The organism is Halobacteriovorax sp. CON-3 (genome assembly GCF_043196995.1).
Lineage (GTDB): Bacteria > Bdellovibrionota > Bacteriovoracia > Bacteriovoracales > Bacteriovoracaceae > Halobacteriovorax_A.
This window is the reverse complement of sequence record NZ_JBEBNA010000001.1, coordinates 1,989,632-2,003,624: the sequence shown is the minus strand read 5'-3', so window position 1 is coordinate 2,003,624 and position 13,993 is coordinate 1,989,632. Positions and strand designations below refer to the sequence as shown.

14 protein-coding genes are annotated in these 13,993 nt (G+C 29.9%); 4 read left to right on the top strand and 10 right to left on the bottom strand.

Translation table 11 applies throughout. From position 1 onward, the window contains the following. Positions 1-59 precede the first annotated feature (59 nt). Both ABMA72_RS09560 and ABMA72_RS09555 read left to right on the top strand, forming a co-directional pair. Entirely contained in the window at positions 60-1,280 is a 1,221-nt protein-coding gene (locus tag ABMA72_RS09560; RefSeq protein ID WP_393056952.1) for a UTP--glucose-1-phosphate uridylyltransferase, read from the top strand. Further along, positions 1,273-2,256, top strand: a complete 984-nt coding sequence (locus ABMA72_RS09555; protein ID WP_393056950.1) for a lysylphosphatidylglycerol synthase domain-containing protein — start codon at positions 1,273-1,275, stop codon at positions 2,254-2,256. Before ABMA72_RS09560 ends, ABMA72_RS09555 begins: the two co-directional genes overlap by 8 nt. Here ABMA72_RS09555 and ABMA72_RS09550 read toward each other — a convergent pair. From ABMA72_RS09550 to ABMA72_RS09530, 5 genes are read right to left on the bottom strand one after another with little or no spacing between them, the layout of a single operon-like run. Beyond that, a complete protein-coding gene (locus tag ABMA72_RS09550; RefSeq protein ID WP_393056948.1) occupies positions 2,246-3,391 on the bottom strand; it encodes a hypothetical protein in 1,146 nt (381 codons plus the stop codon). The two genes, ABMA72_RS09555 and ABMA72_RS09550, sit on opposite strands and share 11 nt — an antisense overlap. Before the next feature lie 6 nt (positions 3,392-3,397). After that, on the bottom strand, positions 3,398-4,399 hold the full coding sequence (locus tag ABMA72_RS09545) for a polysaccharide biosynthesis protein (RefSeq protein WP_393056946.1): 1,002 nt from the start codon (positions 4,397-4,399) through the stop codon (positions 3,398-3,400). A gap of 9 nt (positions 4,400-4,408) precedes the next feature. Beyond that, positions 4,409-5,530 (bottom strand): non-hydrolyzing UDP-N-acetylglucosamine 2-epimerase, encoded by a 1,122-nt coding sequence (gene wecB / locus ABMA72_RS09540; protein ID WP_393056944.1) that lies wholly within the window; start codon positions 5,528-5,530, stop codon positions 4,409-4,411. Positions 5,531-5,532: 2 nt separating this feature from the next. Beyond that, positions 5,533-6,378, bottom strand: a complete 846-nt coding sequence (locus ABMA72_RS09535; RefSeq protein WP_393056942.1) for a dTDP-4-dehydrorhamnose reductase family protein — start codon at positions 6,376-6,378, stop codon at positions 5,533-5,535. Positions 6,379-6,409: 31 nt separating this feature from the next. Then, positions 6,410-7,600, bottom strand: coding sequence for a glycosyltransferase family 4 protein (locus ABMA72_RS09530; protein ID WP_393056940.1), 1,191 nt, complete (start codon positions 7,598-7,600; stop codon positions 6,410-6,412). Positions 7,601-7,644: 44 nt separating this feature from the next. On the opposite strand from ABMA72_RS09530, the gene ABMA72_RS09525 reads away from it, so the two are divergent. Continuing rightward, complete coding sequence (locus tag ABMA72_RS09525) at positions 7,645-8,574, top strand: glycosyltransferase (protein ID WP_393056938.1); 930 nt, start codon at positions 7,645-7,647, stop codon at positions 8,572-8,574. Further along, positions 8,564-9,523, top strand: a complete 960-nt coding sequence (locus tag ABMA72_RS09520) for a glycosyltransferase family 2 protein (RefSeq protein ID WP_393056936.1) — start codon at positions 8,564-8,566, stop codon at positions 9,521-9,523. Before ABMA72_RS09525 ends, ABMA72_RS09520 begins: the two co-directional genes overlap by 11 nt. Here the strand turns inward: ABMA72_RS09520 and ABMA72_RS09515 are convergent. Genes ABMA72_RS09515 through ABMA72_RS09495 form a run of 5 tightly spaced genes read right to left on the bottom strand, consistent with a single transcriptional unit; the run spans position 9,513 to position 13,993 of the window. Then, entirely contained in the window at positions 9,513-10,328 is an 816-nt protein-coding gene (locus ABMA72_RS09515) for an alpha-1,2-fucosyltransferase (RefSeq protein WP_393056934.1), read from the bottom strand. The genes ABMA72_RS09520 and ABMA72_RS09515 overlap by 11 nt on opposite strands. Then, positions 10,321-11,235, bottom strand: a complete 915-nt coding sequence (locus tag ABMA72_RS09510) for a WavE lipopolysaccharide synthesis family protein (protein WP_393056932.1) — start codon at positions 11,233-11,235, stop codon at positions 10,321-10,323. The genes ABMA72_RS09515 and ABMA72_RS09510 overlap by 8 nt, the downstream gene beginning before the upstream one ends. Positions 11,236-11,244: 9 nt before the next feature. Next, on the bottom strand, positions 11,245-12,480 hold the full coding sequence (locus tag ABMA72_RS09505; RefSeq protein ID WP_393056930.1) for an oligosaccharide flippase family protein: 1,236 nt from the start codon (positions 12,478-12,480) through the stop codon (positions 11,245-11,247). Beyond that, positions 12,481-13,134: a hypothetical protein gene (locus ABMA72_RS09500; protein WP_393056928.1), complete on the bottom strand. Its 654-nt coding sequence runs from the start codon at positions 13,132-13,134 to the stop codon at positions 12,481-12,483. Continuing rightward, on the bottom strand, positions 13,127-13,993 hold the full coding sequence (locus tag ABMA72_RS09495) for a hypothetical protein (RefSeq protein ID WP_393056926.1): 867 nt from the start codon (positions 13,991-13,993) through the stop codon (positions 13,127-13,129). The genes ABMA72_RS09500 and ABMA72_RS09495 overlap by 8 nt, the downstream gene beginning before the upstream one ends.

The window sequence follows — 13,993 nt, the reverse complement described above, 5'->3', positions numbered from 1 at the left end:
ATTTAACACGTAGTTTTTAATATTAAAATTTCTTTAATTCTATGCCATACTCTAGCCCTATGAATTTAAAAGATTTTATTACTAATCCGATCGAGCTCGAATATTTTGAGGGTTTGCTTTCTCAGTTAAATGAAAAAACTGAACACTTAACAATTGCGACCCCAGAAAATGACACAGGAGTCTACCCTACTGCGATAGCTCCAAGAAAACTCCTTCGCGATGAACTTCCTTTTCATTCATATGAAGACATCAAACAACGCTATTCTACAAAGGAAGTCGTTGACTGCACCCTTTGGCTAAGAAAGATGCATGGAGGGCTTGGCTCAAGCCTTGATCGTTCGGACTACTTAAAAAAATATGGCCGTTCAACACCTGGTTCAAAATCCACTGACCTCTATATTGAGACAGAGGAATTCGGTGCAATTAGCTTAGCGGAAGCTCAAATTATTCAAGCATCAAAGAAAACAAGCTCATTTAAGAAAGTGGTCCTACAGGACCTAGTTAATAATGATGTGAAACCAATCCTCGATGAAATGTGGAAAAAGTATGAACATCTTCTAAATGATAACTTCTCTCGTCTCGACTCTGTCATTCAACAAAAGCTTCCAACTATTAAGAATGGTGAGCTTTCACTAGAACGACTTGCCCCTGCTGGACACGGTGTCTTTGGTTATGAAGTTTTTAAAGGACCAAGGCCTGAAGGTGAAAATGTCATTGCCTGTATTGGAAATGGTGAAGACTTAAGCTCAACTCCAGATCGTGCCATCGTTAATTGGATGCTCACAGAGAATATACCAGTTGTTATGGTTACAACGACTAAAACAGAAAGAGATATGAAAGGTGGTCAAATCGCTCTTAAGACAGAGGGCGATAAAACCTATCTTACAATTATTGAAAAAGCCCAAGCTGAACAAGCTGGGCAATTAGAGTATTTTGAAAAGCTTGGATTACGCGAAGAAGACGATGATGCTTTTTTTAATACGAATTTAGTACTCGTTAATTTTAATGCGGTTAAAGATTATAAAATAGCACTTCCTGATTTGATCAAAAATCAAAAAGGTGAGTTTTTACAACTTGAAGGTGCGATGGGTTCGGTGCTCTTGAACTCGGATCGGTTGGCTAGGAAAAATGGTCAACAGTTTGTTCATATACTTAATGTGAACAAAGAGAATCGATCTAAGTTTTTTAATCCGATAAAGAAAATGGCCGATTTTAGTTATATTTTGAATTATCTACAACTTGATAATTTTATTTTTCATTTTAGAAGCAGACATGAGTAAACTACTAAAACTTATTAAAAAAAATTTTATTATTATTAAGTTAATTATTCTTATCACTTTTTTGTATCTAGTTTATAACAATGGAAATATAAATATAGACTTAATTAAATCTGGAATTTCAAATAAAACTCTGATTGCTTTATTTCTTATTTTAACTTTTATTCAACAATATATTGGTGCAATACGAGCAAAAATCCTACTTGGCCTAGAAAATAAAAATAACCTTTCAGCATGGGATATTAATCAAATCACTTGGTCTGCTTCCTTTGTAAGTTGTATATTACCCGTAAGCATTGCAAGTGAAGTCTATAAAATCAGTGAATTAATAAAAGAAAAAAAATATCAATCTAAAGATGACATTATTTACATGAGTATATTTACTAAGGTTTTAACATTAGTATCCTTAGTAATTCTTACACTTGTATCATATATACTATTTTCACTTAGTTTTGATAGTAATCAATTACTTATATTTCTCTCTATAATTACGATATTATTTTTTACTGCATTTCTTTTTAGATTCAAAATATTAAATTTATTACAAGTAGTTTATCGCTATATAATTGATGTATTAAATATTAAAAACCAGTTCATCTTTAATAGAGCTTTTAATTTCAAAAACTACTATATAAGATTATTTCGTAATCCTATCAAATCAACAAAGCTAGTGATACTTAGTTTAATCATACAATCTCTAAACATAATAACATTTTTACTCATTATTTATTATTCTTTAGAATTACCTATTAATAGTGTATTAGAAGCTTCTACAGTTATTCCTACAGGTATATTTATTTCACTGCTTCCAATCTCAATACAAGGACTAGGGACAGGAAACTTTGCTTTTTCAGAACTCTTAAAAGGGATTGGAATAGACAATGGCTCTGACATATTCACGATTTATTTTGCTATGTCATATATTTTTAACTTTATCGGCTTAATACCGTTCTTACTTAGAATGAAAGTTAAGAGATAAACTCTTTCTCTTTCACACTATTAAAATTCAAAAATAATAAAATAAAAATATAAATAGGGTAGAAATTACTACCAAAGCTACAAGATAGAGTTACAAAGAAAAAAACAAGAGAGGGATTGTATATAGAAATCCTATCTTTCAAAAACTTCAGTACAAAGAAGCCTAAAAAAATAGCATATAAAATTATTCCATAATCTGTTATTAACTCGTAGTGGATATTATCAAATACTCGCATTACGGGGTAGCCCAGATTATTATTAACTGAATTTGAAGTGTAAACCTCTAAAGCTCTTGCAGAAAATCCAATTCCATTAGGTAGTAAGTTTAACTCATTTAAAAATACTTCCCTTCCTAAATGCCTACCGCTCAATAACTGAATCGGTAAGAAGAATATAATTACAGGAAACACCAATAACGAAGAAGCAATAAGTACATCTAAATTTCTTGATTTATTCTTAGATAGAACATTTAACACAACTACTGAAATCATAGAAATAAACAAGCTTCTCACTCTTAAGATAATCATCAATATAAGTGAGACTAAAGATGCACTCTTTTTATTTCCATAGAATAGCTCTACAAGGGAACCTGCTACGATAAAAAATACGATCTCTATAGTGGCTGCGTTTGAATTAATAAAAAATGGTCTTGCATTAACTATTATTCTTCCTCTATTCTCCCAAGTAGAAAAATCACTATAATCATTAATATAATTAATGATTACATCAAAATTTTGTATAAGATAAACTGCTAAAGGAATAAGTATAGCCAAAGCTACCATTCTTATCGAATAGTAGAGATACTTTCGAAATATTGAACATAATGAAATCTCTCGAAAAAATTCACGTAATGCTACCAAGAACAGTGGTAATATAATTGCGTGCCCAACATAAGTAGCCTCAGTAGAAAAGATAACTAGCAAAATTAAATTTATTAGAAGAAAAAGAATTAATCCTTTATTTCTCCCTACTAATTCCTTTAAATTATTTGATTGTTGAAAAACAATCAATGAAAACCCAACCACAAAAATTGGAAATATTGGAAAACCTGACACCTTTACACTTCTAAACAAACAAATTGCTATCAGCAAGAGACTTTGTAAATGTGGAAATATATTAGATTTTTCTATTTTCACTAGAGACTAATTAATTTCTTTTAATGTCTGTAACAACTTAAGCATTTCGTCTTCACTTAACCTATGAGTATTGTGTGAATTATACTCACCAGCTTGTGTTATAACTTCTTCACCGTCCTCAAAGAAACGATCGTAGTTAAGATCACGATTATCACTAATGATTTGATAGTAACCACCAAGGTCTCGTGCTTTAACCATCTCCTCTCTTGTAAGAAGAGTCTCATATAATTTTTCACCATGACGAGTACCAATAATCTTAACTTCAGTATTTGGTGAATTTTTAAATCTTTTAATAGCATTTGCTAAATTTTCAATAGTTGAAGCTGGCGACTTCTGTACAAAAATATCTCCGTTCTCACCATTTTCAAATGCAAAAATTACTAACTCGACAGCATCTTCAAGAGACATCATAAATCTAGTCATATTTGGATCTGTAATTGTAATTGGTTTACCATTCTCAATTTGTTCAATAAAAAGTGGAATAACAGAACCACGTGAAGCCATAACATTACCGTAACGTGTGCCACAAATAACAGTATTATGTGTTTCTGCAATACTACGAGCCTTAGCAACAAAAACTTTTTCCATTAAGGCCTTACTCATCCCCATTGCATTAATAGGATAAACGGCTTTGTCTGTACTTAAGCATATAACTTTCTTTACACCACAATTAATAGCTGCATCTAGAACATTCTCAGTTCCAAAAATATTTGTTTTAACAGCTTGAAGAGGATAAAACTCACATGATGGTACCTGCTTTAAAGCAGCAGCATGAAAAACATAATCCACACCATGCATAGCTGTAAGGACACTGTTGTAATCTCTCACATCACCTATATAGAATTTGATTTTAGGATTGTTATATTTCTTTCTCATGTCATCTTGTTTTTTTTCATCACGAGAAAAAATACGAATTTCACTTAACCCAGAATCAAGAAATCTATCTAAAACAGCATTTCCAAATGAACCTGTACCACCTGTTATTAATAATTTTTTATTATCAAACATATAATCCTCTTATTTTTTCCAAACATTTCTATTCACATAACCCGTATAGCTTTGAATTATTTTAACCACTTGATAGCTAACAAATTCATTTCTATAATCTTCGATATCACTATAATATCGATCGGGGTTATTGATTGTTATATTAATCGAGTTAATTACAGAATCACGATCCAAGTCAGACATAATGAGTGTTCCAGCATCCATTCCTTCTGGCCTTTCATGAGCTTGTCTTATCGTAATTGCTGGGAAATCCATTAAACATGATTCTTCAGTAATAGTACCACTATCTGAGATTACACACTTAGCATTTTTCTGAAGAAGATTGTAATCTAAGTATCCAAGAGGTTTCATGAATTCGATCAACTCATTGAAGTCAGATTTAGATAATTTCTCTAATTTCTTTCTTGTTCTTGGATGTGTTGAGACAATAATTCGTTTTCCAAAATGTTCAGTAATACCATTTAATGAATCAAGAAGAGAGTTAAAATTTACTTCATAATCAACATTTTCTTCTCTATGAATACTAACTAAGAAGTACTCACCTTTATCTAATGATAAATCATTTAGAATGTTGGAATTATCGATATCATTACCGAAGAAGTTCAAGACTTCTTTCATCGGACTGCCAGTTTTAATGATCAACTCTGGCCTTACTCCTTCATCAATTAAATATCGTCTCGAATGCTCTGAGTGAACCATATTAATATCTGACAAGTGATCAACAATTTTTCGATTTAATTCCTCTGGAACACGTTGATCAAAGCATCTATTTCCTGCTTCCATGTGAAAGATAGGAATCTGTTTCTTTTTAATTGAAATTACAGATAAACAGCTATTTGTATCTCCATATAAGAGGACCGCATCAGGCTTAACCTCTTCCAGAAGTTCATCTGTTTTAATTAATACTTCTGCAATTGTTTTCGTTGCACTATCTTTTGCTGATTCGAGAAAGTAGTCTGGTTTTCTAATTCTTAGATCATTAAAAAAAACTTCATTAAGTTCATAATCATAATTCTGTCCAGTATGAACTAAGATATGTTCAAAATGTTCATCACATAGTGGAATTACTCTACTCAATTTTATAATTTCTGGCCTAGTGCCAACAATTGTCATTACTTTTATTTTTTTCATTATTATTCCATCTCTAAATACAGAGTGTGCATTTCTTTTATTAAATCTTTCCAACTTTCAGGTTGATAGTTAAATTCTTTTCTAAATCTATCTGAATTAAGACTCCTATCTAATACGAAGTCATCATAAGGTATTATATTGATTTCTTTCTTATAAACTTCAGCAACAATTTTTAATAAGTCATATTTATTAATTGGATCTGAAGATACATGATAGAGACCTGAAACATCTCCCTTCATAAATCTAGGCAAAATTACTATATCTATTACCCTAGCCAATGAATTTGTTGGAAACCCTGAGTATATAGCTTTCGAGAATCCTTTACATTCATTTTCCTGAGATAAGAACCAATCAATTAGAGATACATTTGACTTTATCTCATGGCCAATAATAGATGTTCTAATTGTAAGAGTATGATCATAGGCTACTTCACCTAAATATTTAGACAATCCATATAAATCTCTACTATCAGCAACTGAATCTTCAGTATAATTTCCCTCACGGCCAGTGAATACACAATCGGTACTGAAATGAATCATTTTCGAGTTATATTTAGAGCATATTGAGGCTAAGCGATGAGGCCATAAGGCATTTGTAAAGATTGAGACTTCATTATCTTTAGACTCTTTCAATTGCTTAATTATTCCTACGCAATTAAAAACAAGGTCTGGATTAAAGTCATTGAAGAGATTTTCTATCAATTGTGTATTTTCAACATCATAACCAGATTTAATGTCTTGATGCCAAGCTTTGCCTCTAGAAATTCCAAGGACTTCAAATTTCTTTGAAAAATAACGAAATAGGGACTGGCCCAACATTCCATTGGCACCGATAATTAAAATTTTCATAAACAAATATTACAAACTATATATCGCTAATTCAACTATTTACAAGTTCATTAAGAAGTTTATCTATTCTAGCGATTACCTTCTCTTCTTTAAAATAATTATGATATGCATTTAGAGCATTTTTGCCGATAGTCTCACGCTCTTCATTGGTTAGATTTATAAGTTTTATAATTTTACTAGTCAGCGCGTCAACATCTTCAGCATCAGAGACTTCGCCCACTGATAATTCATTTATCAATTTTGCTCCAGCTCCATTTAGTGAGGCAAGTATAGGTTTTCCAGCCATTAAATATGATTGCACTTTTGATGGAACTACAAGAGAGAAAGCTGGTTCATCTTTAAGTACTACTGCTAATGCACTTGATTTAGCAAATAGATATGGCATATCACCAGCAGGCTTTCTTCCATAAAACTTTATATGTTTATTATTGGCATAAAGATTTTCTAATCGTGACTTTTCTCTCCCATCACCCACAATGGCCAGGTGGATTCGATCATCAGAAACCTTTATAACTGCTCCAATTAAAGTCTCTAAGTTCTGAGCAACTCCAATATTGCCTGCAAATGTAATGACAAATTTATTATCAGGAAGTTCAGTCAACCACTCGGGAGATTGTTCAGCTTTTTCTTCTTTGGCCCAATTAGGAATCCACTCGACTCTACTGTCATATCCATACTTATTCAGATTTGAACGAAACTCATTTGATTGAACAAGCATTAAGTCAGTATTTTTATAAATCCATTTTACAATGATGCCTAAGATTAAACCAATAACACCATTAGGATTCTTATTTGTGATCGCAAAAAAGCTTTCTGGCCAGAGATCCTGTAGCCAAATCACTACTTTTCCGCCTCTTAATTTTGAGTAAACAATTGCTGGTATTGCTGTAAATATTGGTGAAGTTGCAAAAACTAGAACAACATTCGCTTTTTTCAACCTAAAGATTGAAAACAAAGCACCCAATAATGAAGTTAAATAATTGAAAAGAAGTCGGAATAAACCTGATTTTCTAGGAATAACTGGATATCTAACAATCGATACTCCATTAATAATTTCTCTATAAGGACCATTAACACTATATCCATCATAGAACGTTGCTTTAGAGTAATTAGGTAAACCTGTTAAGACCTCAACGCAATATTTCTTTGCTAATTTTTCAGCAAGTTCATTAATTAAGAATGATTCGGGTTTGTAAACATATGTAAATATTGAAATATTCATGATTAAAAGTGACAACCATAGTTAATTAATTTAGGATTTTAACTATGATTTTATATGCTCCAAACATTAATTCTGGTGGTGGATTAGTATTACTAAATACAGTAATTGAAGACGAAGTCTTTGGCAAAGTCACACACCTTTTTATAGATAAGAGATGTCCTCTACAATTTTCACAAGATGATATAATCATAGAGAAAGTTAATCCTAGTTTAATCTCACGTATATATGCAGAATATAAATTAAAAAAATTAGCTTTTCAAAATAAAGAGAAAGAAATCGTTTGCTTTGGTAACCTACCTCCTTTATTCAAACATAAAAATAATACAAAGGTTTTTCTTCAAAATGCTTACTTATTAAGAACTATAAAACTTCCAAGAAAAATAAAAAACAAACTAAGAATTGCATATGAAAAGTTTATTTTTTATTTTTTTATTAAAAATGTAGATCAAATCATTGTACAAATTGAATGGATGAAAGAAAATTTAAAAAATTACGTTAATAAAGATATCCAAGTAAAAAAGATACTACCAGTATTACCACAGTCCTCAAGTAACGAATTTACCGGTACTTACGATATCATCATTTTAACAAACAACGAAGAACATAAGAACTATAAAATTATAAAATCAGCGTTAAATAAATTAGATATTAATTTAAAAATATGCTTAATAAGTGATACACCTCCCAATATTAACAATAGATTAATAACAGTCCATTATTATAACAATTTGAACAGAAATGACATTTTTAAATTATACTGGTCATCATCTGCAATACTCTTAACATCTTCATTTGAATCTTTCTGCCTTCCTCTTTACGAAGCACAACACTTTAAACTTAAAACAATTGCACCTATAGCAGGCTACACAAAGAATTTAAAGATAGACTATCTTTTCCCCTCAATAACAGAGCAAGATATAATTACAATAATAAAAAAATTCATGAAAGATGAAGGTAAGTCATATGAAAATTAGTATTTTAATGTCTGTATACAATGGAGAAAGAACAATTGATAAGGCCTTAAACTCTATATTAAATCAAACTTATACTAATTTCGAAGTAATAATTATTAACGATGGCTCAACAGATGGGAGTCTCGAGATCATTAATAAATATACACAAAAAGACAGCAGATTCATAGTTGTAGATAATGAAAACCAAGGTTTAACCAAGTCACTAAATACAGCTTATAAATTTTCCAGCGGAGAACTAATATGCAGACTCGATGCAGATGATCAATACGAGTCTATAAAACTAGAGAAGCAATTAAGGTTCATGAAAGAAAATCCAGAGGTAGGACTCCTCGGAACTAATGCAAAATTAGAATCTAATGGGAAAATATATGCCCAAACGAACTGCACCTTCAAAGATAATAAAGATGTACTTAACCTACTCAGCAAAAGAAAAGCCTTCTTTTGCCATTCTTCTTGGTGTATGAAACGAAGTGTTTTTGAGACACTAAACGGTTACAATGAATTTTTCAAAAAGGCACAAGATTACGATTTTCTTCTTCGAGCATTAAATATTACTAATATTTCAATAATAAAAGATCCATTAACTATTCTACATATCTCATCCCAAACCATATCACACGACAACGAGAACACTCAATTCATCTATGCAACAACGGCCTTATTCAATTTCTATAACAAAACGATAGACCTAAATAAAAAGTACTCTATCATTTATAAAGGATTGAAGGAATTTAACTTCAATAAACATTACAACAACTTTTTACTCGCACTAAAAATTAAAAGAAAATTAAAAACAAAAAAACTGGCTTGGATTATAAATTTAGGACTCGCTAATATAACTAATGCACTGGTAGGCTACTTAAAGATAAAAAAACTCAATAAATCAATATATAAATCAGCGATTAAATACAGAGAAAATTTGGAGATTATACATAAATTTACAAAATAAAATCCCAATTATCACTACCTATATAATCAGAAGACAACAAACCTCTTTCCCAATAAAGTGGACAAACAACATTTTTATTATCTTGACCTAGTACTGCTGCCCACCAACTGAATGTACTATTCGAGATTACTATATTTTTAAACTTGGATAAGCAATAAAATTCCTCTCTCAACACAAGAGACTCATCGAACACTTCAAAATTTAACGGAAGTTTTAAATTACTTAGACACCACTCACGGTCATCTGAAAAAACAATACATCTTTTCAAATCGTTTTTTTCTTTTAATCTTAAAATTGCATTATAATAATAATCAGAACTAATTGTTTGGTATTTATAATTTTCAACATTTAAATAATCCCCTCTTCGAATATGTAATGCTGCTACATTTTCAAAATCATATTCAAAATCCTTACTTTCTAACAAATCACTAAACAATAAACTGCTAATCTGAGACCTGTTCTCATAAGCTAATTCGTATTCATGCCAATAACCATCATGTAATAAGAAATAATTTAAATCTAAACCTGTCACCTTTCTAAAAAAAGAAATATTTTTATTTTTAAAAAGTTTATTTAATACTCTGCTAAAAAAATACTTAATACGGGATTCATCTTGTGTACAAAACACTAAACAACTGTGCTTCTTATTATCAAAGATATCTAACAGAGCCCTTCTGTCACCACGATTATAATATTCTATATTCAGATTTACTCTTTTATTTTTTTTCAAGAGGAACAAGTAATAAGATAGTTGAAACAACTGATTTCCCATGCCTCCCTTTATGAATACTGTTTGTTTAAGCATTGTTATACTTCCTATAATAATATAGCCATCTCAAAAAACTCATTTTTCTCATGCATGGATTTAATTCAGAATTAACTCCATAAAAATTTCTATCAACAAAAATACGATCAAAGTACTTATACCAATACAAACCAATTGAACTAGAATCAATTAAAACAAAATGTTTAATCATTAGTCTGTGATAAGTTAACAACGACCAATCAAGATCTTCGTTTAAAAAAGATAAAAACCTTAAAAAAAGTAGACTATGCACACTTTTATTCAATTCCCATTTTTTAAATATATTACGGTCAATGTTATTAAAATTAAAACTGTCACAAGGTTGCCAATACACCATCATAGAATCAACGGATCCAAACATAACTCTATCACCTAATCGATACGGATCCATCTCGTAAGAGTTTTCAGAAAGTGTCAACAGTTTCAAATCAAACGTATTGAGCATATTTTTAAAAAAATTTAAAACATTATTTTTTAAAATAATATGATCTGTTCGAATCTTTAGAAGATATTTTGCTCCCTTCGTTTTGGCATACTCAGCCCCAGCATACGTTGATGAAATTTGATAATTAACATTACCCAGCCCCGAATCTTTTGGTAGTTTGTTTAATAAAACAATAAAACCCAAACCCCTTACCTTGCCTATAGTTTCTTCATCTTCACCTTCCCAAGTAGACAATATAAGTAACGATTTCGGGAAAGCTTTAACCAAATTAGAACAAGAACGATATGTAAAATTACGCTTTAGCAATAATGGACCCTGTACAACTATAGCAACATCACTATCATCATTATTGAAGTCATAATCATTAACTGCAAGATCTAAGTCATGAAGTTTAAATGAGAAAAACAAGTTAAAAAAACACTCAAATATCTCTATAATTTTATAAATAACTACTCTATACATACTACAAACTCAACTTTCATATATACTATAATTCCAAACAACAGAATAAGCACCTAAACTCAAAACGAATAAACTAACATAAGCCCCAAATACCACTCCATAAGCAACACCTGTAACACCATACCTTGAACCAATTATGACAAATATAATATTCGAAATTACACATACTATATTCCATTTTAGTAGATTCTTTACGGTTCTTGTTAGTTGAAAAAATACTGGCATTAAAGAGCTAATTATCTGAGGAATCAAACCAAGTAAAAGAACTGAAAAGATAGGTATTACAGAATTCCATTTCTCTCCATAAAGCCCTAAAATAATATCACTTTTAAACATTTCCAAAATTGAAAATACTCCACTCCCACCGATAAAGCTTAGCAATATTACCAATTTAAATGCTCTTTTTAATCGACAAGAATCAGATTTCACTAAAGCCGTTTGAAGTACTGGATTTATAACTGTCGAAATGTTCACAGAAGGATATCTTAACAACCTATAAGCACGATCGTACTCCCCTAAAATACTAGAATTTAAATTTGCACCAACAATAATAGTATCAATATTAGCTGATACTGAATTAAGTATATTTGTTAACAATTGAAAAAATGAAAAATCAATTAGTGAATTATAAATCGTAACTACAGAATTAAATTTAAGAATATAAATATCAAGTTCAGATTTCTTATAACTTAAATAAAAGTGTAATAACTCAAAAATCAAATATTTTAAAACAAGTGACCATACCCCGAAACCATTATAAGACAATAAAACAGCTATTAAAGATGAGACAATATCAGAAATTATTAAAATTGTGTTATAGCTACCAAACTCAAGTCTTTTTCTTATCATTGAAGTAAATGACACAGATATAACTCTAAAAAACAAACCTAAGGATAAAACAGGAATAATTTCAAAGTAAATTCTATTGTCAAATATTGAAACAAAAATTGGAGATAATATATTTAAAATTAACAGTAATATAGATCCAATAATCAAAGTCAATGACAAGACTTTTTCTAACTCTTCCTTTCCCCAATTTCTTTTTGATATAAGAGCCGCACCAATACCAAATTCACCCAACACTGAAAGAAAGTTAATGACAGCTAAAACAATAGCCACAACACCAAACTCACTTGGACTTAAAAGTCTTGCTAATAGAACACCAAATAGAAATGTGGAAACAAATGAAAAAATCTTCCCTAAAGAATTATGAATAATACTTTTCAAAATGATCAAATTGCTCATTTAAATATCTTTTTTAAATAGTTTCATCAAAGATCTTTTAACAAACTTACGTAATCCCAACTCTTTATATTTAAAAATAATGAAACTAATATAACCTTTCTTTTTTTTGACTATAACTTTACTATTTAATTTTACAAAATAGTGAAATAAACTAAAAATTCTTTCCGAGTCATTATTCTTTACATATTCATTAACGAAATCTAAGTGCTTAGATTTGTCTGAACGTGACTCAATATATTCTAAATATTCTATATATCTGAAAAATGAATTTGCTTCATCATTAAGTATACTTATTTCACCAAAAATTTTCGAAATAAAAACTTGTCTTGACTCAAGAAAGAAAGTAAATAAAGAAGATTTCAATGATAAAAAATTATAAGTCGGTAATTCTGAATATATATCCAATCTTACGAACTCCGTATTACTATAGAAGAGATCTAGTTGAATATGATCATTAGATTTTTGTAATACTTCTATACGGCCATCACTTACTACCGATAAAAAATTTTTACTCGCCATTTCAACCAGACAATTTAAGTCATAGGTAAATATGTCTATGTCAAAAACCCTTCTTTTGTATACCTCTTCATCATATTTAACAATTACATACAAATCATTCGGAATTCCTATAAAAAGGGACTTCAATTCAAACATATAATACTCTTACCTTTTCTATCTTTTTAAAATGCAATACCGAACAACGATGTAAGCCATCGACAACTGTAACATAGCCATTAATAACTTTGACAATAACTGGGTTGTATTCATTTAGTCTAAATTTATTAATTAAATTAAGATATTTATTAACTGAATAGTGGTCCTTCAAAGTCCAACCTCTATTTTGCATAAGATACTTTCTATATAGTTCTAAATTAGTGATTGATCTATACTGTACTGATTCAGAGATCTTCATATGTACCACTTTTTCTCCAACAATATTAAAGCACCAGAGATCTTTAATATATTCACATTTTAATTGTAATTTATTTGACAGTAAAATATGATCTGGTACAGAAAATAATGTTCTTTCAAAAGCTTCGATACCCTTTTTATAACCTAGATATTTTAGCACTGTATCTGTTTGGTCAGAGTTATCAGATGCATGTATAACATGTTCCTCCAATAACCCTCCTCTACTATCTCGTGGATTAAACTCGTTTCTTATTCTTGATTTTATTAATTTGATAAAACTATTTTCAAGATGCCGAAATTCACCATTACCATAGTAAGTATTAACTCCCTTTTTACACCTTATGAAAATAAAACATACTAAGTTATCATCGAGACGTTTCAGATATTTTGTTTTGAGTTTTAAATGATACTTCGGAGCATAGTCAAAATTGTAGACATTCTTAATAAGTCTATCTAATTTTGTATCTCTATGTTTCACTATTTTAATTATTTCAAATTCTTGTTCTAATATATCTAATATTTGATTTTCATAAGTTAGACCGTGATTCCATATTAAAAAAAAATGTAACTGATTATTATAGCTAATATTAACACCAGTCAT

Excerpts from the sequence above, each read along its gene's own strand:
- ABMA72_RS09560 (WP_393056952.1), top strand. The coding sequence starts at position 60 with ATGAATTTAAAAGATTTTATTACTAATCCGATCGAGCTCGAATATTTT.
- ABMA72_RS09555 (WP_393056950.1), top strand. The coding sequence starts at position 1,273 with ATGAGTAAACTACTAAAACTTATTAAAAAAAATTTTATTATTATTAAG.
- ABMA72_RS09545 (WP_393056946.1), bottom strand. The coding sequence starts at position 4,399 with ATGTTTGATAATAAAAAATTATTAATAACAGGTGGTACAGGTTCATTT.
- wecB (WP_393056944.1), bottom strand. The coding sequence starts at position 5,530 with ATGAAAAAAATAAAAGTAATGACAATTGTTGGCACTAGGCCAGAAATT.
- ABMA72_RS09535 (WP_393056942.1), bottom strand. The coding sequence starts at position 6,378 with ATGAAAATTTTAATTATCGGTGCCAATGGAATGTTGGGCCAGTCCCTA.
- ABMA72_RS09530 (WP_393056940.1), bottom strand. The coding sequence starts at position 7,600 with ATGAATATTTCAATATTTACATATGTTTACAAACCCGAATCATTCTTA.
- ABMA72_RS09525 (WP_393056938.1), top strand. The coding sequence starts at position 7,645 with ATGATTTTATATGCTCCAAACATTAATTCTGGTGGTGGATTAGTATTA.
- ABMA72_RS09520 (WP_393056936.1), top strand. The coding sequence starts at position 8,564 with ATGAAAATTAGTATTTTAATGTCTGTATACAATGGAGAAAGAACAATT.
- ABMA72_RS09515 (WP_393056934.1), bottom strand. The coding sequence starts at position 10,328 with ATGCTTAAACAAACAGTATTCATAAAGGGAGGCATGGGAAATCAGTTG.
- ABMA72_RS09510 (WP_393056932.1), bottom strand. The coding sequence starts at position 11,235 with ATGTATAGAGTAGTTATTTATAAAATTATAGAGATATTTGAGTGTTTT.
- ABMA72_RS09505 (WP_393056930.1), bottom strand. The coding sequence starts at position 12,480 with ATGAGCAATTTGATCATTTTGAAAAGTATTATTCATAATTCTTTAGGG.
- ABMA72_RS09500 (WP_393056928.1), bottom strand. The coding sequence starts at position 13,134 with ATGTTTGAATTGAAGTCCCTTTTTATAGGAATTCCGAATGATTTGTAT.
- ABMA72_RS09495 (WP_393056926.1), bottom strand. The coding sequence starts at position 13,993 with ATGACTGGTGTTAATATTAGCTATAATAATCAGTTACATTTTTTTTTA.